The organism is Nocardiopsis sp. CC223A (assembly GCF_030766825.1).
In the GTDB taxonomy this organism is placed as follows: Bacteria; Actinomycetota; Actinomycetes; order Streptosporangiales; family Streptosporangiaceae; genus Nocardiopsis.
Genome location: NZ_JASFDV010000018.1, coordinates 17796 through 41546, shown reverse-complemented (window position 1 = coordinate 41546; position 23751 = coordinate 17796). Strand labels below are relative to the sequence as shown.

Below are 23751 nucleotides of genomic sequence, written 5' to 3'. Positions count from 1 at the left end.
GGTGCGGGAGAGCCGTGGTCCGGTGCGCGGTACCGGAACGCAGAAAGCCCCGGGCCGCTACCGGCCCGGGGCTCCTGTCGTCTGTGTCAGCGCAGCGCTTTACAGGCGACCGGGGTATGGGGCCGGTAGCCATAAAAGCGCCAGAAGTTCCGCTGCATGGCTGTGACTATAGCGCATGGTCGTGGCATCGCCGCACAACGGGGGCGCGTGACCTACCTCTCGTCGCGGCCTGGCAGGATGGCCGTTGGACGAGAGGAACAGGAGACCGAGTGTCCGAGTCAGCGGAGGACCTGGACGATCACGGCGACCGGCGGCTGCCGCCCGGACAGGCCGCGCGCACCGCCCGGCACCGGGCCCTGCACTACGGACCGGTGCCCGCCTTCCGCCCCCAGAAGTGGGACTTCCGGGTCATGGGAGCGACCGAGGACCTGGGGTCGTACCGGTGGACCTGGCAGGAGTTCGCCGGCCTGTCCCGCACCGAGCGCGTGAGCGACTTCCACTGCGTGATGCGGTTCAGCGTCCCCGACGTGCGCTGGTCGGGGGTGCGCGCCCTGGACCTGGTGGCGGCGGCCCCGCCCGCGCCCGAGGTGACGCACGTGATGGCGTGGGGCGAGTACGGGTACAGCGCGAACCTGCGCCTGGACGACTTCCTGCGCGAGGACGTGCTGTTGGCCACCCACCGGGACGGCGCCCCGCTGTCTGCGGAGAACGGCCATCCGCTGCGGCTGGTGGTGCCGCACCTGTACGGGTGGAAGAGCGTCAAATGGCTGCGCGCGGTGGAGTACATGACCGCCGACCGGCGCGGGTTCTGGGAGGAGCGCGGCTACCACAACCGCGCCGAGGCCTGGCGTGAGCAGCGTTTCTCCCACCAGGAGGAACCGGGGGAGGGTCCGCCCCTCTGACCGGGCGCGGCCCGGCGGTCAGCGGGGCAGGCGCATCTCGACCTCGGTGCCCTGGCCCGGGGCGGAGAAGACCTCGACCGTGCCGCCCAGGTCGCGCAGGCGCCCGCGCACGGACTGGGTGATGCCCAGCCGTCCCTCCCGGCCCGCCTCCTCCAGGCGCCCCTCCGGGATGCCGGGGCCCTCGTCGCGGACCGTGACGGTGACGGCGTCCTCCTCGTCCTCCACCAGGATCCAGGCGCGGGTCCCCAGCGGGCAGTGGAGTTCGACGTTGGCCAGGGCCGCCTCGACCGCGGCGAGCAGCTCGGCCGCGTCGCGGCCGGGCAACGGCACCGGGGTGGCCGGGGCCGACACCGACACCCGCACCGACTCCAGGCGGCGCAGGGGGTCGCGCAGGTCGATCTCCGTGTCGGGCGGGACCGCCGCGTCCACCGGGCCCGGCGCCGCGGCGGCCCGTGCCGTCCCCGGGTCGGCCGGGACCCCGGTGGTTCCGGTGAGGTCGGTGAGCCCGTCGGTGATCATGGCGCGCAACCGGACCTCCTGCTCCCCGGCCAGGCGTCCGAGTTCGGCGGCCTCTCCCCCGGCCTCGGCGCCGCGGCGGCTCACCAGGGTCAGCACCTGGAGCACCGAGTCGTGGATGGAGCGGGCCAGTTGCTCGCGCTCGCGCAGGCGCGCCTCCAGGGCCACCGCCCGGGCGAACCTCTCCTCGGCCTGCCCGGCCACCCGCGCCATGTAGCCGACCGCCAGACCGGCCAGCAGGAGCAGGACCACACCGCGGGCCGTGGCCGGGGTGACGGGGGCGCCCATGATGACGCGCAGGGTGAGGTCGGCGACGCCGTAGAGCACGGCCACGACGCCCGCGCCCCGGCGCCCCCAGACCACCCCCGCGGCCAGCGCAGCGCCGGCGAACCAGTAGCCGCTCAGCGGCGGCGCCTGGGTGAGGTAGAAGGGCGTGGCGGCCAGGGCGGTGGCGAACAGGCAGGTGAAGGCCACCGCCAGGTCGGCCAGGACCAGCCGCCGGGTGCGCAGTTCCGGGCGGGCGTAGGCGGAGGAGGAGACCACCGTCCAGGCCGCCATCGCGACCAGGACGGTCCAGCCCAGCCAGGGGCGGGTCAGGTGCTCGTGGTGCTGGACGAGCAGCACCAGCGAATAGACCAGGGCCGCGGCGCGGAACAGCGAGATGCCGCGCCACAGGGGGATGTCGAAGCCCAGGGCTCAGACCACCGCCCCGTTGTCGGGACCGTTGTCGCCCGGCGACCTGCCGTCGGTCATGCGCAGGATCAGGATGACGAACCCGGCCAGGAACGCCACCACCGCCATGAACATCAGCCAGTTGGGCAGGGTCAGTCCCAGGAAGGCGGCGCCGAACACCAGGGCCGGGCCGCCCAGCAGACCGAACCAGGCCGCGATGCCCAGCCGGTCGCCCTGGAGCAGCGGCGGCGGGGGCGGCGGCTCGTAGTGGCCCTCCAGTTCGTCCTCGGCGCGGCGCAGCGCCTCCTCGTCGTCCTCGTCGTCGAGGTCGCCGGCGAGGATGTCCCCCGGGGTCGGCGGCGCCTCCGACCTCCCGCGGGGCGCGGAGGGACCGACGTTCTCGGCGTCGGGCCACCGGGCGCCGCGGGAGGTCGGAGCGTCGTCGTCGTAGAAGCGGGAGACGAGGTCGTTCCACACCTCATCCTCGTCGGCGGACTGCGCCGGGGGCGCGTCCGGGTCGACGTTCTCGGGCGGGCCGTCCAACAGGTCCCCGCCGACGGCGGCGTCCCGGCCGTCGGCGTCCTGGCCGTCGGCGTCGGCGTCCTCGCGGCGCTCCTCGGTCTCCGGGACCGAGCGCACCCCCAGTTCCGGCAGCTCGGTGCCCAGGACCTGCTCGGCCGCGACGCGCTCCTCGGCGTCCACGTACAGGTGGTCGGTGGGCGGATCGTCCTCGTCACCGCCGGGAGGCTCCAGGACGTCCTCCGCCAGCGGCACCGCGTAGGCCGCGATACCGCTGCGCCGCAGCGCCTCCAGCATCAGATCGGCGTGCGTGGGCGCGAGCAGGATCAGGGGCACGTAGGCGTCGGCGAGCAGGCCGTTACCCCGACGTTGCGTCATCGGTCGGCTCCTTCCCCGCTTCTGGCGTGGGCCCGCACGAAGGCGAGGCTTCCGTCGAAGATGTCGGCGGCGTCATGGTCGAGGGTCGCCACGTGGTAGCTGTCGTGGAGCAGGTGGATCGTCAGCCGGGTGTTGACCGCTCTCCTAGCGAGCATACGCAGACTGCGCGGTCCGACAACGTGGTCCTGGGGGCTGCGGTAGGCCAGAATCGGCGCACGCAAACCGGACATGCCCGCCTGAACCGTGCGCCACAGCTTCGGGAGTGTCGCGGCGGCCGCGGTGGGGACCCGGTCGTAACCGCCCTCGCCCCGGTCGCCGTCCTGCTTGGCGATGTCGCTCTCCACCCCGGGGGTGTAGGGCAGGACCCGGGCCGCCAGGGTGCGGAACGGGGCGATGATCGGCAGTCGCAGGTCCTCGACCGCCAGCGAGGGGTTGACCAGGACGAGGCCGCGCACCAGGTCCGGGTGGTCCTGGGCCAGGCGCAGGGAGAGGGCCCCGCCCATGGACAGGCCCATGACGAAGACCTCGGAGCAGCGCGAGGACAGCTCCAGCAGCGCCCGTTCGACCTCGGCGTACCAGTCGTCGCTGGTGGTGAGGGCCATGTCGGTCCAGACGGTGCCGTGGCCCGGCAGCCGGGGCAGTTCCACGCTCAGGCCCGCCGCGGCCAGGTGGTCGGCCCAGGGGCGCATGGAGCGGGGGGACCCGGTGAACCCGTGGCACAGCAGGACGCCCACCTCGGAGCCGTGGTGGCTGAAGGGCTCCGCCCCGGGGATCAGTGCGGTGGCTTCGGTCGGTCTCACGGGACTTCCCCCAGGGATGCGTACGGCGCCGCGGCGCGCGTGACAGGACGACGGTGCCGCGGCGGTCACCCCGGCTTCACAGCCGTGAGGCTAACCGTTCCGCGGACCGTTTGTCATGGGTGGGCACCCATGTTCCGAACTCGTCCCCAAAGTGGGGTGTCGCGCATCACGTGGCATGAACTGAGTATCCTCGTCGCAGTGCTGGCCGAGCGGGACAGCGGATCGCGGCAGACCCTGCCCGGAGCTCCCCGCGTGTGCAGGGGTGATCCGAAGAGATGTTCTACTGGGTGGTCAAGGCGATTCTGGGGCCGATCCTGGCCGTGCTGTGGCAGCCCCGCGCCGAGGGCGTGGAGAACGTACCGCGCCGCGGGCCCGCCCTGATGGTGGGCAACCACCTGTCGTTCTCCGACCATTTCTTCGGGCCGCTGCCGCTGCCGCGCAAGATCACGTTCCTGGCCAAGTCGGAGTACTTCACCGGGACCGGGGTCAAGGGGCTGGCCAGCCGGGCGTTCTTCTCCGGTGTGGGCCAGATCCCCATCGACCGCTCCGGCGGCAAGGCGAGCGAGGCGGCGCTGCGCACCGGGCTGAAGGTGCTCAAGCGCGGCGACCTGCTGGGCATCTACCCCGAGGGCACCCGCTCCCCCGACGGCCGCCTGTACCGGGGCCGCACCGGTGTGGCGCGTATCGCACTGGAGGCGCGGGTCCCGGTGGTGCCGATGGCGATGATCAACGCCGACAAGATCATGCCCCCCGGGCGCACCGTTCCCAAGTTGGGCATCCGCCCGGTGGTGAAGTTCGGCAAGGCCCTGGACTTCTCGCGGTACCACGGCATGGAGAAGGACCAGCGGGTCCTGCGCGCCGTCACCGACGAGATCATGTACGCGCTCATGGAGCTGTCCGGCCAGGAGTACGTGGACCGCTACGCGCAGGCGGTCAAGGCGGAGCTGGAGGAAGAGGCGCGCGAGGCCCGCAAGGAGCAGAGCGCCGACAGCAAGGAGCGCCGCCGGGCCGAGAAGGCGCGCCGCAAGGAGGAGCGACGGGCCCGCAGGGCGGAGAAGAAGGCGGCGAAGAAGGCCGCGAAGGGCGACGGGGACGCACCCGCCGAAGGCTCCACCGCCGAGGACTCCCCCACCGGCTGAACCGTCGGCCGGGCCACTCGAACAGGCCCGGCCGGACCACGCGGAAGGCCCCGGCGCGTGCCGGGGCCTTCGGTGTTCCCAGGGGTCGGTGGCGCCGTGGCTCAGTGGCGGGCCAGGTCGCCCGCACCGACGATGCCCGCCTCGCCGCCCAGCTCGGCCAGGCGCACCTCGGCCAGGCGGCGGCCCGGGCGCCCGGAGACGTGGCGGGCGTAGGAGTCGCGGATGGGCTCCAGGATGAACTCCCCGGCGTCGGACACGCCCCCGCCCAGCACGAAGCACTCCGGGTCCAGGATGGCCGCCAGGTCGGCCAGGCCCACGCCCGCCCACTCGCCGATGGTGCGGAAGCAGGAGAGCGCACCTTCGTCGCCCTCCCCCGCCGCCGCGGTGATCACATGGCCCTCGATGTGCTCCACGACGCCGCCCGCCAGCTCCAGCATCCGCTTGCCGGCCGCCGGGTCGGTCCGGGCCAGGTCCTGTCCGGCGGCGACCAGGGCGCGGCCGCTCGCGTACTGCTCCCAGCAGCCGTGGTTGCCGCAGGCGCAGCGGCGCCCGTGCGGGACGACCCGGTAGTGGCCGACCTCGGCCGCCACACCGAAGCGGCCCCGGTGCAGCCGGCCGCCGATGACCAGGCCGCCGCCGATGCCGGTGCCCAGGGTGACGCAGACGATGTGGTCGCTGCCGCGGCCCGCACCGAAGCGGGCCTCGGCCCAGGCCGCGGCGTTGGCGTCGTTCTCGATGACGACCGGAAGGCCCGCCCGTTCCTGGACGCGCTCCTTGAGGGGGTCGTCTCGCAGGCCCAGGTTGACGGCGACCTGCACGGTGGCCCGGTCCTCGTCGACGAACCCGGCCACGCCGACACCGACGGCCTGGACCTCGCCGTGGCGACCGCGCAGCTCGTCCACGGCCTTGGCGACGACGTCGGCCAGCCCGCGGGGATCGTTGGCGGGGGTGGGGTACTTGACCCGGTCCAGGATCCGCCCGTCGTGGTCGACCACCCCGGCGGCGACCTTGGTCCCGCCGATGTCCACTCCGATGGTCAGCATGAGGGACGGCTCCTTCTCACTTACGCCCGAACTCTGACAAAAGTAGCCAGGCTCATGGCATGGGTCTTTTCAAATGGTGTAAACCACTCGATTAAACCAGGCCCGGGCCGCTGTGGACACCCCGGATGTGTCACGAGGTGACCTGGCGTTCCTCCCCCTCTGCGCGCCCCTCGGTCCGCTCCTCGGCGCGCCAGGAGGCGGAGGTGTCCGGGGTGTGCTCGGAAGTGCGCCTCTCGCGCTCCAGCGAGCGTTCCAGCGCGCCCAGCGTCCGCCCCAGCGCGCTCGCCATACCCAGGCCCGCGCGCCCCAGGTGCCCGGCGATCTCCGGAGTCGACTCCCGCACGATGCCCAGGACCTCCTCCAGGAGGGGGCGCGGCTCGGGCTCGGTCTCCAGGCGAATGGCCTCCTCCCACACGTCGCCCTTGGGCGGCGGGGAGGTGACCGCGCCGACACCGCGCTTGACCCCGGCGATCAGCAGTTTGCGCTGTAGGCCGTCGACCATCCTCAGGGCGTCATCGATGATGTCGCCGGTGTTGTCCGCCATCAGGTCCTCCTCGACAGGCCGGTTCTCGCTTCACGTTAACCGCCCCGGGGGCGCCGTGCCGGGTGCCCCCGGGAGGGATCAGGGAAGGATCAGGGAAGCCCCGGTGTTCCGCAGTGTGAAACAAAGCGGACACACGACGCGAACGACTCCTGATGTGCACAAAGCACAACCCGGGCGTATAGTTCGCGTGCGTAACGGGTTCCTGACCTGCACGCTCACCGGACGTCACAGGCCGCACCCGCGTACATACGACCCGCCCGACCAGGATCACTGTTGGATACCGAACGGCAACCCGTTCTACTCACGAGTAGCATGGTGTTGTTACGGTCGTCACGTCCTTGAACATCCAGAACCCGTACACGTCCAGGAGCATCACGTGCGCGAATACAGCTCTCCCGCGAAAGCCGAGATCTCCGATGACGCGCGGCTGACCGACACGCTCTACGCGCGCGCGGCCGGTGAGCCGAACGCCGTCGCCGCCCGCCAACAGGAGTCCGGCCAGTGGCGCGACGTCACCGTCGCGGAGCTGCACGGCGACATCGCCGCCTACGCCAAGGCCCTGATCAACGCCGGCGTCGGGCACGGCGACCGGGTCGCCCTGCTGTCGCGCACCCGCTACGAGTGGACCGTCGTCGACTACGCGATCTGGTCCATCGGCGCCGTCACCGTCCCCATCTACGAGACCTCCTCCGCCGAGCAGATCGAGTGGATCCTCTCCGACTCGGCCGCCAAGGCCGTTTTCGTCGAGAACGAGGCCCACGCGGAGCGCATCGCCTCCATCCGCGACAAGGCCCCCGAGCTCAAGGAGGTCTGGCGCTTCGACGGCCCCGAGTTCGCCCGGCTGCGCGACGCCGGCGCCGGTGTCTCCGACGAGGACCTGGAGAAGCGCCGCACCGCCACCAAGGCCGACGACACCGCCACCCTCATCTACACCTCCGGCACCACGGGGCGCCCCAAGGGCTGCCAGCTGACGCACCGGAACTTCCTGTTCATCGCGCACAGCGCCCTCGAAGGCCCCGCCAAGCAGGTCCTGCGCGGCCGGGAGAACCCCTCCACCCTGCTCTTCCTGCCGCTGGCGCACGTGTTCGCCCGCTTCGTGCAGGTGATGGTCATCGAGGGCAAGGCCACCCTGGGCCACTACCCCTCCACCGGGCCCGACCTCATCGAGCAGTTCTCGGTGTTCAAGCCGACCTTCCTGCTGGCCGTGCCGCGCGTGTTCGAGAAGGTGTACACCAAGGCCGAGCAGAAGGCCACGGCCGAGGGCAAGGGCAAGATCTTCGCCGCGGCCGCCGACACGGCCATCGCCTACAGCCAGGCGCTGACCACCGGTCGCATCCCCTTCACCCTCAAGCTCAAGCACGCCCTGTTCGCCAAGCTGGTCTACGGCAAGCTCCTGGCGGCGCTGGGCGGCAACGCCGAGTACGCGGTCTCCGGCGGCTCCGCGCTGGGCGCGCGGCTGGGCCACTTCTTCCGCGGTATCGGCTTCACCATCATCGAGGGCTACGGCCTCACCGAGACCACCGCCCCGACCTCCGTGAACAGCCCGGAGTTCAACAAGATCGGCACCGTCGGCCAGCCGCTGCCCGGCACCACCATCCGTATCGCCGAGGACGGGGAGATCCTCGCCAAGGGCGACCACATCATGGTGGGCTACTGGAACAACGAGAAGGCCTCCCAGGAGGCGTTCACCGAGGACGGCTTCTACCGGACCGGCGACCTGGGGTCGCTGGACGACGACGGCTTCCTCAGCATCACCGGGCGCAAGAAGGAGATCATCGTCACCGCGGGCGGCAAGAACGTCGCCCCGGCGGTGCTGGAGGACCGCATTCGCGCCCACGCCCTGGTCAGCCAGTGCATGGTGGTCGGCGACAACCGCAAGTTCATCGCCGCCCTGGTGACGATCGACCCCGAGTCCTTCGAGCAGTGGAAGACCGCCAACAAGAAGACCGGCGGCATCCCGGACCTCACCGAGGACCCGGACCTGGTCGCGGCCATCCAGGAGGCGGTCGACCACGCCAACCAGGCGGTGTCCAAGGCCGAGGCGATCAAGAAGTTCAAGATCCTGCCCGCCGACTTCACCGAGGAGAGCGGCCAGATGACCGCCTCGCTGAAGGTCAAGCGCCACGTGGTGAACAAGGAGTGGAGCAAGGAGATCGAGGAGATCTACGCGGTCTGATCTTCGTGGCCCGTAGGCCGTAGGCCCGACCGGTCCTCCTTTCCAGGAGGACCGGTTTTTTCGGGCCCGCCGAAACCCCCGACATACCGGGCACCGATCCTCGGCGGCGCCGTCGCAGGAGCCCCGGGGCAGGGGTGAAAACCGCGGCGGGCCTTGGGCTATGGCCCGGCCGTGGCCCGGCCCCGGGACCGAGCCCACGCGGACGGTGTCCCGCCGGGTGGTGCGACTCTTCCGGCCCCGCTCCCACGGACACGCCTCAGCGGCGCCGACCGGACCGGTGCGCCACCGCCTTCGGCAACACCCCAGATCACCGTGCCGACAGGGCACGATGACCGTCCAACACCGACCGACCGTCGCGACGACCCGCAAGAACACACCCGCACAAAAGCCACACCGCCCCAGGAGACGTGCCCCTCCGGCTTTCGTCGGGTCGGTGTCCCGCCGCCTTCGGCGGCCCTCCCACCCCGCTCAGCGGGCGGCCGGGACGGTGTCCCGCCGGGTGGTGCGACTCTTCCGGCCCCGCTCCCACGGACACGCCTCAGCGGCGCAGGCCGGACCGGTGCGCCACCGCCTTCGGCAACACCCCAGATCACCGTGCCGACAGGGCACGATGACCGTCCAACACCGACCGACCGTCGCGACGACCCGCAAGAACACACCCGCACAAAAGCCACACCGCCCCAGGAGACGTGCCCCCGGCCTGGGAGGAGCGGCGCGGCCTTGCAACCACCTCGCGACGCCCTCCGGCCGTGGTCGGGCGTTCTGGGCAGGTGGACGACCCCCTGTGGGCGGACGGGGAGGAGTCGGCACTGCCTGTAAAACGCAGGGACCCGGCCAACGGCCGGGTCCCTGCGGGGCTTCACCTGGGTCAGTGGGAAGCGTGCTCCTTCACGACCTCGTCCGAGTGGTGGAGGTGGTGGCCGCTGTGCGGCTCCACTCCGGCCAAGGACACGTTGTCCTTGGTGTACCACTCGGCGAGGGCGCGGCGGAGGCGGCCCTTGGCCTTGCGCGCCTCGGGGTTCTTGACGCCCTTGTCGTCGGTCTCGGGCTCGGTGAGGGCCGTGGAGGTGATCTCCGGCTTGCTGGCCAGGACCTCCGTGGTCTCCTCCGAGTTGCGCTTGTGCACCTCGATGAACTCACCGCTGGGCAGCTGCTGGATGATGCCGCTCTCGTACCCGTGCTCCAGGGTCTCCCGGTCCCGGCGCTGTAGGCCCAGGCAGATGCGCTTGGCGACGATGAACGCGATGATCGGCCCGACGATGGCCAGCACACGGAAGATGTACGTGGTCACGTACAGGCTGATCGAGAACGTCTCCGAGATGATGTCGTTCGACCCGGCGAGCCACAGGATCCCGTAGAACGTGATGCCCGCGACGCCGACGGCGGTGCGGACCGGGGCGTTGCGCGGCCGGTCGGCCACGTTGTGCGCCTCCTTGTCACCGGTGATCCACTGCTCCAGGAACGGCCAGGCGCCCAGACCGCCGAAGATGATGCCCGGAACGATGAGACCGGGCACCAGCACGCCGATGGGAACGGCGTAGCCGAAGATCTGGAAGTCGAACCAGTTCGGGAAGATGCGCAGCGAACCCTCCATGAAGCCCATGTACCAGTCGGGCTGGAGCCCGGAGGTGATGGACGTCGGGGTGAAGGGCCCGAACAGGTGGATCGGGTTGATCTGCACGAACGCGCTCAGGCCCGCGGTCACCGCGAACGTGAAGAAGAAGAACCCGCCGGCCTTGACCGCGAAGCCGGGGAACATCGGGGTTCCCACCACGGTCTTGTCCGTCTTCCCCGGGCCGGGGTACTGGGTGTGCTTCTGGTGCCACAGGATCATGAAGTGCGCGACGATGAGCCCCAGCAGGAGCGCCGGGATCGCCAGCACGTGCAGCATGTACAGGCGCGTGATGATGTCCTCGCCGGGGAACTCCCCGCCGAACAGGAACATCGAGATGTACGTACCGACCAGCGGCAGCGCCAGCATCACGCCCTGGAGGATGCGGACGCCCATGCCCGAGGGCAGGTCGTCCGGCAGCGAGTAGCCGAAAAGGCCTTCGAGCATCGCCAGGGTGAAGATCACGACACCGATGATCCAGTTGATCTCACGCGGCTTGCGGAACGCCCCGGTGAAGAACACGCGGAGCATGTGCACGACGAGCGAGGCGACGAAGATCAGCGCGGCCCAGTGGTGGATCTGGCGGACCAGGAACCCGCCGCGGACCGCGAAGTCGATGTGCAGCGTCGAGGCGTACGCCTCGGACATGACGACGCCGTTGAGGCGCTCGTAGGGCCCGTCGTAGACGACCTCCATCATGCTCGGCTTGAACCAGAGCGTGAGGAAGACACCGGTGACGAGCAGGATGATGAACGAGTACAGCGCGATCTCGCCCAGCATGAACGACCAGTGGTTCGGGAAGACCTTGCGCAGGTTCTTCTCGCCCATCTTGGCTGCGTGGAAGCGGTCGTCGATGAAGTTGCCGACGCCGCGCAGCGCCTTGGGTGCTTGGGTGGTCTTGCTCATCGACTAGTCCTTCGCGTAATCCCAGAACGTCGGACCGGGCGGCTCGGTGAAGTCGCCCCGCGCGATGAGGTAGCCCTCATCGTCGACGCCGATGGGAAGCTGCGGCAGCGGCCGGTGGGCCGGGCCGAAGACGACCTTGGCGGCGTCCGACGCGTCGAACGTGGACTGGTGGCACGGGCACAGGATGCGGTGCGTCGTGCGCTCGTACAGCGCGGCCGGGCAACCCACGTGGGTGCAGATCTTCGAGTAGGCGATGATCCCGTTGTGCGTCCAGTTCAGACGCGGGGCCACCTCCCCGTCGACCTCGATGTCCTCCTCCATGCCGGACTGCCAGTCCTCGGCCGGCATCTTGATGAGCAGGATGACGGACTTGGCGGAGTCGTTGAGGCTGATCCCGTGCGGGTAGTGCTCGTCGTCGACGGCGGGGAGGGCGGAGATCATCCCGTACGGGTCGTTCTCCAGGTCCTCGGCGCGCACGTAGCGGTGCGTGCCCTCGACGTACATGCGGCGGCCGTTCTCCCACGGCGTGTTCTTCAGCTTGTCGCCGGGCAGCGGACCGGTGTCGCGCAGCAGCACGATCGGGGCCAGGCCCAGCGGCACCATCGCCAGGATGAGGGTGCGGCGCATGAGCGGGCGCTTGGTGAACCCGCTCTCGTCGGCGCCCTGCATGAAGAAGTCGCTGAAGGACCCCTTCTCCTGGTCGCTGGAGGGCAGCTCGTCGTAGGGCGAGGAGACCTCGTAGTGCGGCATCACCTTGCGGGCCCACACCGTCATGCCCGCACCGATGCCGAACAGGGAGAGGGTGAGCGTGCCACCCAGGAGCATGTTCGAGTACTGGCCCAGTTGCGGGTCGGCGATCTGGCCCGGGGTGAAGAGGAAGTAGGAGACCAGGAACCCCATCCCGCCCAGGAAGGCGAGGATGAACCAGACGGAGGCGACCCTCTCGCCGGCCCGCTGCTGCTCTTCCGAGTTGAAGTGGGTCTCCGACGCCGGGTACGGGCCGGCGTGCTCTTCCTCGGGACGGGGCTCGCCGGTCACGACGGGCTTGTCGTCCGTGGGGGTGCCGACGACGCGCTCGGGCGTCTCGTCACCGTTGCTGTTGGTGTTGTTCTCAGTCATGGGCACGCTGCTTCGCGGTGATCCAGATCGCGCAGGCGACGATCAGGGCGAGTCCGACGACCCACCCGATCAGGCCTTCGGCGACCTGGCCGACCCGCTGGAGGTCGAAGATGCCACCGGCGTTCGGTTCGGCCTGGAGGGTCTTGACGTAGGAGATGAGCTCCTGCTTCTCCTCCGGCACGAGGACGCCGTCGCTGAACATGGGCATGGCGCCGGGACCGCTGACCATCGCCTCGTAGATCTCACGCGGAGTCGACTCGTGGATCTCGGGCGCCCACCGACCGTCGGTGAGCGCGCCGCCGCCGCCGGACCAGCCGTGGCAGTGGGCGCAGTTGGTCAGGTACAGACGCATCCCCATGTCGGTGTTGTCGACACCGGTGATGTAGTCGTCGTACTCGGCCTCGTACTCTTCGAGGGCGGCCTCGTACTCGGCCTCGGCCTCCTCGACGGCCTCGTGGTAGTCCTCTTCGCTGTCGAAGTCGCTGCGGAGCGGCTCGAAGTCGGCGAAGTCCGGGGCGATGTCGGGAACGTCGTACGGGACGTCGGCGCCGTTGTCGCCGTTGCGGATGGACTCGTTGTAGTAGGCGATCAGGCTGGCCAGTTCCTGCTCGGTCATGACCATCGGCTTGCGCGGCATCTGCGCGTCCGGGTTCATGGACGGCATGCGGCCGGTGCTGACCTGGAAGTCGATCGCCGCAGGACCGACATCGCGCAGGTCCGGGCCGAACTCGCCGCCCGAACCGTCCAGACCGTGGCACGAGGCGCAGGTCTGGTCGAAGATGGTCTTGCCCTCGGCGACGTCCACGTCCTCGGGGGACTGGACGTCAGCGGCGAGGGTCTGCGCCTGCGCCTGGTCGGAGGTGGGGGCCACTGCGGCGTACCCCACCCCGAACAGGGCTAGCGCGAGGATGACGACGACATACCCCGCAAGGGGATGCCGTCGCCGCGCGGTAATCCATTTCACGGTTTCCCCGTTTCGGGTTACTGGATGAAGTAGATGGTTGCGAACAAAGCGATCCAGACCACGTCGACGAAGTGCCAGTAGTAGGACACGACGATCGCACTGGTCGCCTGCTGGTGAGTGAAGCGCTTCGCTGCGTACGTGCGTCCCAGCATGATGAGGAACGCGATCAGACCACCGATGACGTGGAGTCCGTGGAAGCCCGTGGTCAGGTAGAACATCGACCCGTAGGGACTGGACTGGAGGGTCAGGCCCTCGTGCGCGATGAGTTCGTAGTACTCGTACGCCTGTCCCAGAACGAAGAACAGGCCCATGAAGAACGTGATGAAGAACCACATGCGCAGCTTCTTCACGTCACCGCGCTCGGCGGCCCAGACGCCTGCCTGAGCGGTGAAGCTGGAAGCCACGAGGACCACGGTGATCGTGGAGGCCCACGGCACGTTGAGGTGCGTGTCGGGCCAGGCCCCCAGGTCGGGGTTGCCGTTGATCACCGATCGGATGGTGAAGTACATCGCGAACAGCGCAGCGAAGAACATGAGCTCGTTGGCCAACCAAACGATGGTTCCAACGCTCACCAGGTCAGGACGCTTTGCCGCACCATGGGCTGGTGTCGGTGCTGTTTTTGGGTTCGCGGTTGCTGTCGCCACGGGAGCATTATTACGGCATCTCGCGAAGGTCCGTACTCGACCCCCCGTAAGGCGGCGGATCGGTACCGGTATCGACCGTCTCGGGGCCCGGGGGCAGGGCCTGCACCGTGACTCGGGCGTTACTGTACCGCCCCGGCCCGCGTCGGCGCCCCTCCGACGCGCCCGCGTCCGGCCGCGAACGGGAACCTTGGACGCCAAAGGCGATTCGTACCCCCCTGAATGCCCCTTGAATCCCCTTCGCCCAACGGCGGGGCAACGAAACGATCACCGTTGCACAACGCCCGCCCCGGGGCCGGTTAGCGCACCCCGGGGAGGTACTGGCATCCTGTGGTGTCGAAGGTCTCAGCCCCGCACCGGCGGATCCGGAACTCCTGGGCACCGGGACCCCAAGGCAATAGAGTCAGAGGCACACAGCCTACGAACGCCTCGGCCGCACCCCCCACGGCGGCGGCCCTGGTCCGAAGCGATGGGACGGTTGCGCGATGGTGGACAGCGGTACGGACACGGGTGCCCGGATGCGCGTGCTGGTCTACAGCGACAAGGCCGACACCCGCGAGCAGGTGCGCCTGGCGATCGGCCGCCGCCCGGCCGCGGACGTGCCCAGGGTGGAGATCGTCGAGTGCGCGACGGCGCCGATGGTGCTGCGCAGGCTGGAGTCGACCGACCCCGCCGAGCGCATCGACGTGGCGATCTTCGACGGTGAGGCCTCCCCCGTCGGCGGCATGGGCCTGTGCCGCCAGGTCAAGGACGAGATCTACCGGTGCCCGCCGGTGCTGCTGCTGGTGGGCCGGCGCGACGACGGCTGGCTGGCGACCTGGTCGCAGGCGGAGCAGGTGGTCAGCCACCCGATCGACCCGGTCGCGCTGGCCGGTTCGCTGGCGGAGCTGATGCGCCGCCGGCTCACCGCGCTCAGCGGGTGACCTCCGTGGCGAGTGACGACGGCGAGGGGAACATGCGCCGTCGCCGCGTGGTGGGCGGGGCCCTGAACCACGGCGCCGACACCGGGCGATGGCGTGGCGGCGCACTCTCCCGTCCCCCGCTGCACTGAGACGAGCCGCGGCGCGGTCCCACCGCGCCGCGTTCGTGCGGCCCCATGCCCTTGTCACCCTGGAGTCGAAAAATGAACGTTCCCGCCGCCGGGCCCCGAGAGAATTCCGCCGTCACCGAGCGGACCTGGGCCAACCTCATCACCGCCCTGCTGGGCGGGACCACCCTCAGCTCCGCCGACACGGCGTGGGCGATGGGCGAGATCATGTCGGGCTCGGCGACCGACGCCCAGATCGCGGGGTTCGCGATCGCGCTGCGCGCCAAGGGCGAGGGCGTGTCGGAGGTGACCGGCCTGGCCCGGGGCATGCTCGACAACGCGGTCCGCATCGAGGTGCCCGGCCCCACCCTGGACATCGTCGGCACCGGCGGCGACCGGGCGCACACGGTGAACGTGTCGACGATGGCGGCGATCGTCGCCGCGGCGGCCGGGGCCCGCGTGGTCAAGCACGGCAACCGCGCCGCGTCCTCCTCCTGCGGGACGGCGGACGTGCTGGAGCGGCTGGGCGTGGTCCTGGACCTGCCGCCGGAGCTGACGGCCCGGACCGCGCTGGAGGCGGGCATCACCTTCTGCTTCGCCCCGCTGTTCCACCCGTCGCTGCGGTTCGCGGCCAAGCCGCGCCGTGAGCTGGCGGTGCCGACGGTGTTCAACTTCCTGGGCCCGCTCACCAACCCGGCCCGGCCGACGGCGTCGGCGATCGGTGTGTTCGACGCGCGCATGTGCGAGGTCATCGCCGGTGTGTTCGCCGAGCGGGGCGTGTCGGCGCTGGTGTTCCGCGGCGACGACGGCCTGGACGAGCTGACCACCGCGACCACCTCGACGGTGTGGGTGGTGCGTGACGGAGCGGCCCGGCGCGAAACACTGGACCCGGCCGACCTGGGCATCGCGCGGTCGGAGCCGGACGCGCTGCGCGGCGGCGACGTGGAGTTCAACGCCCGTGCGGTGCGCGACCTGCTGGCGGGTCGGGAGGGTCCGGTGCGCGACGCCGTCCTGTTGAACGCGGGCGCGGCGCTGGCGGCCGTCGACGGGATCGACGGGGCGCTGGTGGACGCGGTCCGCGCCGGGTACGAACGCGCCGAGGCCGCGGTCGACAGCGGTGCCGCCGAGCGGACCCTGGCGACTTGGGTGGAGACCAGCCAGGAGTTCGCCAAGGACCTCTGACCGCACGCGAGGCGCCGGCGGGGGTCTGGAGGCCCGTAGCGGACGCCCGAGGAACGAGGACGGCCGCGCAGGGCCGAAGGCTCCCGCCCCCGGGGCACCGAGCACGGGCCGAAGCGAAACGGAGGCCCCGAGAAGCACGCGAGGCGCCGGCGGGGTTCTGGAGGCCCGTAGCGGACACCCGAGGAACGAGGACGGCCGCACAGGACCGAAGGCTCCCGCCCTCCCGGGCCCCGAGAAGCGCATAGGGGGCGGGCACCGCACGGTGCCCGCCCCCTCGCGTGCGGCTACCAGCCGATGGCGAAGGCCGACTCCAGGTCGTGCTTGGAGTAGGTCTGGAAGGAGATGTGCGTGTCGGAGGAGATCACGCCGGGCACCTTGTTGACCCGCCCGGGGATGACCTCGGCCAGGTCCTCGTGGCGGCGTACCCGCACCATGGCGATGAGGTCGACCCCGCCGGTGACCGAGTAGACCTCGCTCACCCCGTCGATCTCGGCGATGGCCTCGGCGACCTCGGGGATGCGGTGGACGTCGGCCTTGATCATGACGATCGCGGTGATCACTGTGCCTCCTGGGCGGTGTCGGCGCGGGCGGAGGTCCGATGGGCCGCGCACGGCTAGTAGACGTCGGAGAGCCGCGTCCCGGAGCGCCATCGCAGCCGGTAGACCACCCATCCCACGATCACCCCGGCCACGAATCCGTAGACGTGCGCCGCGTAGGCGACGCCGGAGCCCGCACCGGGGGCGTTCGATGTGGTGACGTAGAGAAGATACTGAAGGACGAAGTAGCTGCCCACCAGCGCCCACCCGGGCAGGCGCATGGGGACCACCCCGAACACCAGGGTGGTGACCCGGCTGCGGAACTGCACGACCAGGTAGGCGCCGAGCACTCCGGAGATCGCACCGGAGGCGCCGACCATGGGGATCATGCCCTGCGGGTCGCCCAGGGCGAACCCGTAGGCGGCGGCCAGGCCGGTGACCACGTACAGCACCAGGAACCGCAGCCGTCCGATCCGGTCCTCCACCACCGGCCCGAACACGAACAGGTAGACCATGTTGCCCACCAGGTGGGCGGCGCCGGAGTGGACGAACATGGAGGCGAACACCGACAGCCACACCTGCTTGCCCTCGATGCCCCCGCACTGGGGGACGACCGGGTCGGCCAGGGCGGTGTGCCCGAACATCTCGGCGGGGACCGCGCCCCAGCGCATGAAGTAGTCCTGGATGGAGCAGAACCGCTCCACCATGTCGGACGGGTACCAGACCGCCGTGGTCGCCTGCGGCGACATCAGGTAGGCCAGGACGTTGGCCGCGATCAGCAGGTAGGCGACGACGGGGGCGCGGCGGACGGGGTGGTCGTCATTGAGCGGTAGCGCGGCCATGCGCCCAGTGTGTCATCTCCGGGTGCGCCTCGGCCGCCCGCAGCGGGCATGTCCACTCCCCGTCGATCTCCACCAGGCGGGTGGCGGGGTCCTCCAACCAGGCCAGGATCAGCTCGGTCTCGCCGGGCAGTGCGGCGGACTGCGGGGCGACGGCCGGTTCGACGGTCTCGGCGGTGGCGGCCAGGGCGCGCAGGAACGCCGCGGGGTCGGTTCCGGGTTCCAGCACGGCGCTGGCGGCCAGCCGCCCGTGGCGGACCACGCAGGTGTCCCAACCGGTGGGGCCGCGCCGGGTGGCGACCAGGTGGGGGACGGCGGCGAGGGCGGCCATGCGCTGGGCGCGGCGGGCGCCGCGCAGGAACGCGGCGAGCCGGTCCCGCAGCGCGGCGGCCTCCTCATAGCGCAGGGCGGCGGAGAGTTCGGCGATGCGGTCGGTGTGGGCGGCCACGACGGCGTCGGGGTCGCCGGTCATGGCGGTGCGGGCGGCCGCGGCGTGCTCCAGGTAGGCGTCCAGGGGCTCGGTGCCGTCGCAGGGCGCGCCGCAGCGGCCCATCTGGGCGAGCACGCAGGGGGCGACCCCGTCTGTGCCGCCGGGGGTGAGCCGGTGCGCGCACTGGCGCAGCGGTAGGGCGTGCAGCAGCGCCTCCCTGGCCCGCTCGGCCTCGTTGGCCGAGGCGTAGGGGCCGATGTAGGGCGCGCCGTCGGCCTTGACGGTGGTCACGACCGACAGGCGGGGGTAGGCCTCGGCGGTCAGGGTGACCCAGCGGACCCGCTCGGGGTTGCGCGAGCGCCGGTTGTAGGGGGGTTTGCGCTCGGCGATGATGCGCAGCTCGCGCACCGACGCCTCCAGGTCGGTGGCGCACACGATGGGGGTGACACCCGCCACCACCCCGGCCATCTCCCGGATGCGCTGCCGGTTCTCGGCGGCGGTGAAGTAGGAGGCGACCCGGCGGCGCAGGTTGTTGCTCTTGCCCACGTACAGGTCGGCGCCGCGCGCGTCGGTGAACACGTACACCCCGGGGCGTTCGGGCAGCCCCTCGGCCAGGTGCCGTTTGGCGCGCTGGGCCTTGGTGGGCGGTTTGGTGACCGCGCGCAGCTCCTCCAGGCTGCCCACCCCCAGCGGGGTGAGGCGGTCGATGAGCCCGGTGAGGACGGTGACGGTGGCGCGGGCGTCGTCCAGGGCCCGGTGGTTGGGGGTGACCGGCGAGCCGAAGAACGCGGCCAGGGTGCCCAGCCGGTGGTTGCGGGTCTGCCCGTGGGGCAGGACGGCGCGGGCCAGGCGCAGGGTGTCCACCACCGGCGGGTCCGGCCAGACCGCGCCGTGGCGCTCGCAGGCCGCCTTGAGGAACCCGACGTCGAAGGGGGCGTTGTGGGCGACCAGGGCGGTGTGCTCCCGCGCGGTGAGGAAGGCGAGCACCCGGGGCAGCACCTCCTCCAGGGGCGGGGCGGTGGCCACCATGGACTGGGTGATGCCGGTCAGCAGGGTGATCTCGGCGGGGATGACCACACCCGGGTCCACGAGTGCGGTGAACTCCTCCTCCACCCGTCCGCCGCGCACCCGCACCGCTCCGATCTCGGTGATCCGGGAGTTCGTGGCGCTGGTACCGGTCGTCTCCAGGTCCAGCACGACGAAGGACACGGCGCCCAGCGGAGTGCCGATGTCACCGATGTCGAGTTGGTCGCCCGTGGGCGTCGCGGACCGTCGAACCACCCGGTCAGGTTAATCGGAGCCGACGACCGAACACGGCCGCCCTCCGGTCCGGGCCACCCGACGTGGAAAGATGTGGGTGATGGGGCGTAAAGCCCCCGCTTACCCGATCAAGAGGAGGAACCGTGGGGATCGCGATGCCGGGTGACAATGAGCGGTGGCGGTGCACCGGATGCGGCAACCTCACGCGGTTCGACGTGACGCGCACGGTCCGCTCCCAGGACTTCGTGCACCTGGACCTGTCCGGTGAGGGGCGGGTGGAGGAGCGCACCGTCCTGTCCGAGACGATCGAGCAGGTGAAGTGCCGCTGGTGCGGGGCCACGGACCGCATCGAGACCATCGCCCGCCCCGACGCCGACCGGTCGGTCTCCGACACTTCGGCGGAGAGCCCGACGGGTCGGGCATGAGCACCCGCCCGGAGGCCGGTGACTCCGGGAACGGGGCGGCACCCGAGCACGGCAACGGGGAGGACGGGGAACGGCTGCCGCGCCCGCTGCCCGAGGCCGTGCGCTCCCGGGTCATCGACTACGGGTCCGACGTGCTGGGCGGCATGCGCGCCGCCGAACTGCCCGCCCCGCTGCGGCGGGTGGCCAAGTTCGAGCCGCGCCGCCGGGCCCGGCTGGCGGGGCCGCAAATCGCCGCCCAGTTGGAGACCGACCCGGCGTTTCGGACCCTGGTGGCCGAACGGGTCGAGCAGGTGTGGCCCGAACTGGCCGAGGGGCTGCGCTCGGGCGTGGTGCCCCCGGCCGCCGACCCCGTGGCGGTGGGGGCCTGCGCGTACCTGCTGCGCCCACCGGGGTGGGTCGACATCGTCGAGGGCGTCCACAGCGAACTGGACCGGGAGGCCGGGGCCAAGGAGGCCGACGAGGCCGCCGAGGCCCTGGAGGAGGTGAACCACCGCCTGGCCCAGGCCCGCGAGGAGCACAGGGCCGAGACGGACCGGCTGCGCGCCCTGATCAAGGAGCACAAGGCCGAGATCTCGGAGCTGCGCCAGAAGGTGCACACCGAGCGGCGCCGCGCCCGGGAGGCGACGGCCCGCGCCGAGCAGGTGGCGCTCCGGGCCGACGAGCGCGCCGCGGAGGCCACCGGCCGGGTCGGTGCCCTGGAGTCGGAGAACCGGCGGCTGAAGTCCAGGCTGTCGGCGGCCGAGGCGCAGGTGGAGAACGCCCGGCGGGCCGTGCGCGCGGGCCGCAACGCCGACGAGGCGCGACTGCGCGTCCTGCTGGACGTTCTGGTCGACGCCTCCCACGGGCTGCGCCGCGAGCTCGCGCTGCCGGCCGCGGTGGACTCCCCCGCCGACCTGGTGGCGGCCGAGGCGGACGAGCGCCGCCGGGTCTCGCTGGGCGGGCTGCCCGACGACGACCCCGGCCTGCTCGAACACCTGCTGACGGTGCCGCGCGTGCACCTGCTGGTGGACGGCTACAACGTCACCAAGACGGGCTACGGGACCCTGCCGCTGGCCGACCAGCGCACCCGGCTGCTGTCCTCCCTGGAGGGGCTGGCCAGCCGGACCAAGGCGGAGATCACCTGTGTCTTCGACGGGGCCGACGTGGACGCCCCGCCGGCGGTGGCGCAGACCCGCCGGGTGCGACTGCTGTTCAGCGCGCCCGGGGAGACGGCGGACGAGCTGATCGTGCGCCTGGTGCGGGCCGAACCGCCCGGCAGGCCGATCGCCGTGGTCACCTCCGACCGGGAGATCGTGGGCGCGGTGCGCCGGGCCGGGGCGCGGGCGATCTCCTCGCCCATCTTCCTGCGCAGGTTGGAGTCGCACGGGTGAAGCGGGTGCGGTGCCCGGGGCACCGCACCCGCTTCCGCGTCCCCCTGAGATCCTCGCCATGTGTTCGGCCGTGTGGTTGAGCCGTGCCGTGCGGTCCGCTAGGTTCTAGCGGGAACGTGAGTGCTCTACCGGATAGAACGCCACCCTTGTGCCCCCGGTGGGTCCCGCACACTCACACCCGGTGCCCGTGTCCCGGACGCGGGCGCTCCCCCTGTACGTGTCTCCCCAGCACCCCCGTGCGGACTTCTCACACCCCAAGGAGCGTGGCCCGCCATGAAGAACACCGGTGGTCGGCGTACGGCTCGCCGCATCGCTGCCTCGACCGGAATCGGAGCGGTCGTCGCAAGCTCCCTCCTCGTCCCCGGCACCGCCCACGCGGACCCCACCCGTGAGGAGGTCGAGGAGGAGATCGAGCGCCTCAACGAGGAGGCCTCCGCAGCGGTCGAGGAGTACAACCAGGCCAAGGAGGACCACGAGGTCGCCGAAGCCCGGTACGAGGAACTCGACGAGCAGGTCGGGGACGAGCAGGAGAACTACGAGGCCCTCAAGGAGAAGGTCCAGAAGCTCGCCAACGCGACCTACCAGTCCGGCGACATGGACTCGATCACCAACATCCTGACCTCCGACGGCCCCGAGGGGCTGCTGGAGCAGAACGCCGACCTCACCTACCTCTCCGAGACCCAGCAGACGCAGCTCGACGAGTTCGGCGAGTCCGCCGAACGCCTGTTCTCCCTCAAGGACGAGTCCGAAGAGGCCCTGAAGGAGGCCGAGGAGGCGCTGGAGGAGGCCGAGGAGGCCAAGGACGAGGTCGAGGAGAAGATCGAGGCGCAGGAGGAGCTGCTCGCCGAGTTCCCCGACGCCGACGTCTCCACCGAGGGCGCCGACGACTCCGGCGGCCAGTCCTACACCGGCGGTGCCTCGGGCAGCGCGGGCGCGGCGCTGGACTTCGCCTACGCCCAGATCGGCAAGCCCTACGTCTACGGCGGCACCGGCCCCAACGGCTACGACTGCTCCGGCCTGGTGCAGGCCTCCTGGCGGGCCGGCGGCGTGGACCTGCCCCGGACCACGTACTCGCAGGCCGAGGTGGGCAACCGCATCTACGACATCAACGCCCTTCAGCCGGGCGACATCATGTTCTTCACCGGGCTGAGCCACAACGGCCTGTACGCGGGCGGCGGGCAGATGGTGCACGCCCCGCGCACCGGCCGCAACATCGAGGTGGTCGGGCTGGCCGCCTACTGGGCGGGCGTGTTCGAGTTCGCCGTGCGTCCCTGACGCACCCTGCGTTCCCGCCGAGGCCGTCCCCTTTCACGGGGGGGCGGCCTCGCGGCGTTTCCGGGGCCGCACAGCGTTTCTTACATCCCTTTTTCGGCCATGTCCGGCCATGGTTCTGAACATCACGAAAAGGTTGAGAGCGTCTCGGTGATGCACTAGTGTTCAACGCCGAACGTCTTTCGGTCCCTTCACCGCGCCGGTCCGGTCCCCCGCACCGCACCCCGGAAGCCCCTGTTCCGGTCGGCGCCTCCCTTGAGGAAGGTGTTTCCCACCGTGTCCGTATCGCGCCGTGTATCGGTCGTGTCCGTCCTGGCATGCGGGGCGTTCCTGCTGCCCGCGTCGGTCGCGTACGCCGAGCCGACCGTCGAGGAGGTCCGTGAGGAGATCGAGCGCCTCGAAGAGGAGTTCGCCGAACTCAACGCGGCCTACAACGAGGCCGAGGAGACCCACGAGGTCGCCGAGGAGAAGCTGGAGGACATCCTCAAGGACCTGGAGGAGGCCGAGGAGCGGGTGGAGACGCTGAGCCGGGGCGTGCGCGCCCTGGCCAACCTCGCCTACACCGGCACCGACTTCACCTCCCCCACCCAGCTCATCGGCTCGGGCGCCCCCGAGGAGGCGATGTTCCACCAGGCCGACCTGGGCTACCTCTCCGAGCAGCACAACGCCAGCCTCGAACAGTACATCGAGGAGCTGGAGGAGCTGGAGACCCTGGAGGCAGAGGCCGAGGAGACCGAGGAGGAGGCCGCCGAGGCCCTGAAGGAGGCCGAGGAGGCCACCGAGGAGGCCGAGGAGAAGATGGAGGAGCAGGAGACCCTGCTCGGCGAGCTGACCGCGGACGAGCGGGCCGCCGCCACCTCCAACACCTCCAACACGGGCGGGGGCAGTACCGGTGGCGGCGGCAGCTACACCGGTCCGGCCTCGGGCAACGCCCGGGTCGCCCTGGACTTCGCCTACGCCCAGATCGGCAAACCGTACGTGTGGGGCGGGACCGGTCCCAACGGCTACGACTGCTCCGGGCTGACCCAGGCCGCCTGGGCCCAGGCGGGCGTGAGCCTGCCGCGCACCACCTACGACCAGGTCAACGCGGGCCAGCGGGTCTCCTGGGAGAACAAGCAGCCCGGTGACCTGCTGTTCTTCTACGGCTCCAGCCCGAGCCACGTGGGCCTGTACGCGGGCGACGGCATCATGGTCCACGCCTCGACCTCGGGCAAGCCGATCGGCACCGTGGCCCTGAGCGACTACTACCGCTCCAACTTCGTCGCGGCGGTCCGCCCCTAGGGCGTTTCCGGCGGATGCCTTCGAGTGGCTCGGCGCCTGCGCCGAGCGCTGGGAGCGACCTCGCGGATCCGTGGAAGCACCGCGCCCAGGGTGTCCGCTGAGGGCGATGGGCGGGCCCGGAACGATCCGCCGAAGCCGCCGTAGGACCCCGGGGGGCGGTGTCCGAAACGTCTCCGCGGAGCCCCGCACCGGTATTTC

General features: G+C 71.0%; 21 protein-coding genes. 9 read left to right on the top strand and 12 right to left on the bottom strand.

Annotation, left to right across the window (positions count from 1 at the left end):
• Positions 1-356: 356 nt before the first annotated feature.
• Entirely contained in the window at positions 357-902 is a 546-nt protein-coding gene (locus QJS33_RS09855) for a molybdopterin-dependent oxidoreductase (RefSeq protein ID WP_372339626.1), read from the top strand.
• Positions 903-920: 18 nt separating this feature from the next.
• Here the strand turns inward: QJS33_RS09855 and macS are convergent, their stop codons facing one another.
• From macS to QJS33_RS09840, 3 genes are all read right to left on the bottom strand, one after another.
• A complete protein-coding gene (gene macS / locus QJS33_RS09850) occupies positions 921-2042 on the bottom strand; it encodes a MacS family sensor histidine kinase (RefSeq protein WP_372339623.1) in 1122 nt (373 codons plus the stop codon).
• 72 nt (positions 2043-2114) lie between these two features.
• Positions 2115-2987 carry a hypothetical protein gene (locus QJS33_RS09845; RefSeq protein WP_306367583.1) on the bottom strand — a complete coding sequence of 291 codons (873 nt, stop codon included), beginning with the start codon at positions 2985-2987 and terminating at the stop codon, positions 2115-2117.
• A complete protein-coding gene (locus QJS33_RS09840) occupies positions 2984-3787 on the bottom strand; it encodes a carboxylesterase (RefSeq protein ID WP_306367582.1) in 804 nt (267 codons plus the stop codon). Before QJS33_RS09840 ends, QJS33_RS09845 begins: the two co-directional genes overlap by 4 nt.
• Before the next feature lie 275 nt (positions 3788-4062).
• Between QJS33_RS09840 and QJS33_RS09835 the strand changes: the two genes are divergently transcribed.
• Positions 4063-4926: a 1-acyl-sn-glycerol-3-phosphate acyltransferase gene (locus tag QJS33_RS09835; protein ID WP_306367581.1), complete on the top strand. Its 864-nt coding sequence runs from the start codon at positions 4063-4065 to the stop codon at positions 4924-4926.
• Positions 4927-5027: 101 nt separating this feature from the next.
• Here the strand turns inward: QJS33_RS09835 and QJS33_RS09830 are convergent, their stop codons facing one another.
• Complete coding sequence (locus tag QJS33_RS09830; RefSeq protein WP_306367580.1) at positions 5028-5969, bottom strand: ROK family glucokinase; 942 nt, start codon at positions 5967-5969, stop codon at positions 5028-5030.
• A gap of 130 nt (positions 5970-6099) precedes the next feature.
• Positions 6100-6513, bottom strand: a complete 414-nt coding sequence (locus QJS33_RS09825) for a hypothetical protein (RefSeq protein ID WP_306367579.1) — start codon at positions 6511-6513, stop codon at positions 6100-6102.
• Between the two features lie 376 nt (positions 6514-6889).
• Between QJS33_RS09825 and QJS33_RS09820 the strand changes: the two genes are divergently transcribed.
• Entirely contained in the window at positions 6890-8689 is a 1800-nt protein-coding gene (locus tag QJS33_RS09820) for a long-chain fatty acid--CoA ligase (RefSeq protein WP_306367578.1), read from the top strand.
• An 868-nt stretch (positions 8690-9557) separates the two neighbouring features.
• Here QJS33_RS09820 and QJS33_RS09815 read toward each other — a convergent pair.
• The 4 genes from QJS33_RS09815 to QJS33_RS09800 all read right to left on the bottom strand — a co-directional run bounded on the left by QJS33_RS09815 (position 9558) and on the right by QJS33_RS09800 (position 13862).
• Positions 9558-11207, bottom strand: a complete 1650-nt coding sequence (locus QJS33_RS09815; RefSeq protein WP_306367577.1) for a cytochrome bc complex cytochrome b subunit — start codon at positions 11205-11207, stop codon at positions 9558-9560.
• A 3-nt stretch (positions 11208-11210) separates the two neighbouring features.
• A complete protein-coding gene (locus QJS33_RS09810; RefSeq protein WP_306367576.1) occupies positions 11211-12326 on the bottom strand; it encodes a ubiquinol-cytochrome c reductase iron-sulfur subunit in 1116 nt (371 codons plus the stop codon).
• The gene (locus tag QJS33_RS09805; protein WP_306367575.1) at positions 12319-13212 is read right to left on the bottom strand and encodes a cytochrome c; all 894 of its coding nucleotides are present in this window, start codon (positions 13210-13212) and stop codon (positions 12319-12321) included. Before QJS33_RS09805 ends, QJS33_RS09810 begins: the two co-directional genes overlap by 8 nt.
• A gap of 95 nt (positions 13213-13307) precedes the next feature.
• Entirely contained in the window at positions 13308-13862 is a 555-nt protein-coding gene (locus QJS33_RS09800; protein WP_372339625.1) for a heme-copper oxidase subunit III, read from the bottom strand.
• A 554-nt stretch (positions 13863-14416) separates the two neighbouring features.
• Here QJS33_RS09800 and QJS33_RS09795 point away from each other — a divergent pair.
• Both QJS33_RS09795 and trpD read left to right on the top strand, forming a co-directional pair.
• A complete protein-coding gene (locus QJS33_RS09795; protein WP_306367574.1) occupies positions 14417-14854 on the top strand; it encodes a hypothetical protein in 438 nt (145 codons plus the stop codon).
• 200 nt (positions 14855-15054) lie between these two features.
• Positions 15055-16140, top strand: coding sequence for an anthranilate phosphoribosyltransferase (gene trpD, locus QJS33_RS09790; RefSeq protein ID WP_306367573.1), 1086 nt, complete (start codon positions 15055-15057; stop codon positions 16138-16140).
• 284 nt (positions 16141-16424) lie between these two features.
• On the opposite strand, the gene QJS33_RS09785 is transcribed toward trpD, so the two are convergent.
• From QJS33_RS09785 to QJS33_RS09775, 3 genes are read right to left on the bottom strand one after another with little or no spacing between them, the layout of a single operon-like run.
• Positions 16425-16700: an Lrp/AsnC family transcriptional regulator gene (locus QJS33_RS09785; RefSeq protein ID WP_306367572.1), complete on the bottom strand. Its 276-nt coding sequence runs from the start codon at positions 16698-16700 to the stop codon at positions 16425-16427.
• A 53-nt stretch (positions 16701-16753) separates the two neighbouring features.
• On the bottom strand, positions 16754-17518 hold the full coding sequence (locus QJS33_RS09780) for a rhomboid family intramembrane serine protease (protein WP_306367571.1): 765 nt from the start codon (positions 17516-17518) through the stop codon (positions 16754-16756).
• Positions 17496-19226 (bottom strand): DEDD exonuclease domain-containing protein, encoded by a 1731-nt coding sequence (locus QJS33_RS09775; RefSeq protein WP_306367570.1) that lies wholly within the window; start codon positions 19224-19226, stop codon positions 17496-17498. The genes QJS33_RS09780 and QJS33_RS09775 overlap by 23 nt, the downstream gene beginning before the upstream one ends.
• Positions 19227-19348: 122 nt before the next feature.
• Here QJS33_RS09775 and QJS33_RS09770 point away from each other — a divergent pair, with 122 nt between their 5' ends.
• The 4 genes from QJS33_RS09770 (at position 19349) to QJS33_RS09755 (ending at position 23553) form a co-directional block, all read left to right on the top strand.
• On the top strand, positions 19349-19630 hold the full coding sequence (locus QJS33_RS09770) for a hypothetical protein (protein ID WP_220559896.1): 282 nt from the start codon (positions 19349-19351) through the stop codon (positions 19628-19630).
• A complete protein-coding gene (locus QJS33_RS09765; RefSeq protein ID WP_306367569.1) occupies positions 19627-21000 on the top strand; it encodes an NYN domain-containing protein in 1374 nt (457 codons plus the stop codon). Before QJS33_RS09770 ends, QJS33_RS09765 begins: the two co-directional genes overlap by 4 nt.
• Positions 21001-21273: 273 nt before the next feature.
• Positions 21274-22275, top strand: coding sequence for an NlpC/P60 family protein (locus QJS33_RS09760; protein WP_306367568.1), 1002 nt, complete (start codon positions 21274-21276; stop codon positions 22273-22275).
• 300 nt (positions 22276-22575) lie between these two features.
• Positions 22576-23553: a C40 family peptidase gene (locus QJS33_RS09755; protein WP_306367567.1), complete on the top strand. Its 978-nt coding sequence runs from the start codon at positions 22576-22578 to the stop codon at positions 23551-23553.
• The last annotated feature ends 198 nt before the right edge of the window (positions 23554-23751 follow it).

What these genes read in the sequence shown, in the direction of transcription:
- QJS33_RS09765 (WP_306367569.1), top strand. Translation starts at nt 19,627, where the DNA reads ATGAGCACCCGCCCGGAGGCCGGTGACTCCGGGAACGGGGCGGCACCC.
- QJS33_RS09830 (WP_306367580.1), bottom strand. Translation starts at nt 5,969, where the DNA reads ATGCTGACCATCGGAGTGGACATCGGCGGGACCAAGGTCGCCGCCGGG.
- QJS33_RS09825 (WP_306367579.1), bottom strand. Translation starts at nt 6,513, where the DNA reads ATGGCGGACAACACCGGCGACATCATCGATGACGCCCTGAGGATGGTC.
- QJS33_RS09835 (WP_306367581.1), top strand. Translation starts at nt 4,063, where the DNA reads ATGTTCTACTGGGTGGTCAAGGCGATTCTGGGGCCGATCCTGGCCGTG.
- QJS33_RS09780 (WP_306367571.1), bottom strand. Translation starts at nt 17,518, where the DNA reads ATGGCCGCGCTACCGCTCAATGACGACCACCCCGTCCGCCGCGCCCCC.
- trpD (WP_306367573.1), top strand. Translation starts at nt 15,055, where the DNA reads ATGAACGTTCCCGCCGCCGGGCCCCGAGAGAATTCCGCCGTCACCGAG.
- QJS33_RS09815 (WP_306367577.1), bottom strand. Translation starts at nt 11,207, where the DNA reads ATGAGCAAGACCACCCAAGCACCCAAGGCGCTGCGCGGCGTCGGCAAC.
- QJS33_RS09795 (WP_306367574.1), top strand. Translation starts at nt 14,417, where the DNA reads ATGGTGGACAGCGGTACGGACACGGGTGCCCGGATGCGCGTGCTGGTC.
- QJS33_RS09810 (WP_306367576.1), bottom strand. Translation starts at nt 12,326, where the DNA reads ATGACTGAGAACAACACCAACAGCAACGGTGACGAGACGCCCGAGCGC.
- QJS33_RS09845 (WP_306367583.1), bottom strand. Translation starts at nt 2,987, where the DNA reads ATGACGCAACGTCGGGGTAACGGCCTGCTCGCCGACGCCTACGTGCCC.
- QJS33_RS09760 (WP_306367568.1), top strand. Translation starts at nt 21,274, where the DNA reads ATGAAGAACACCGGTGGTCGGCGTACGGCTCGCCGCATCGCTGCCTCG.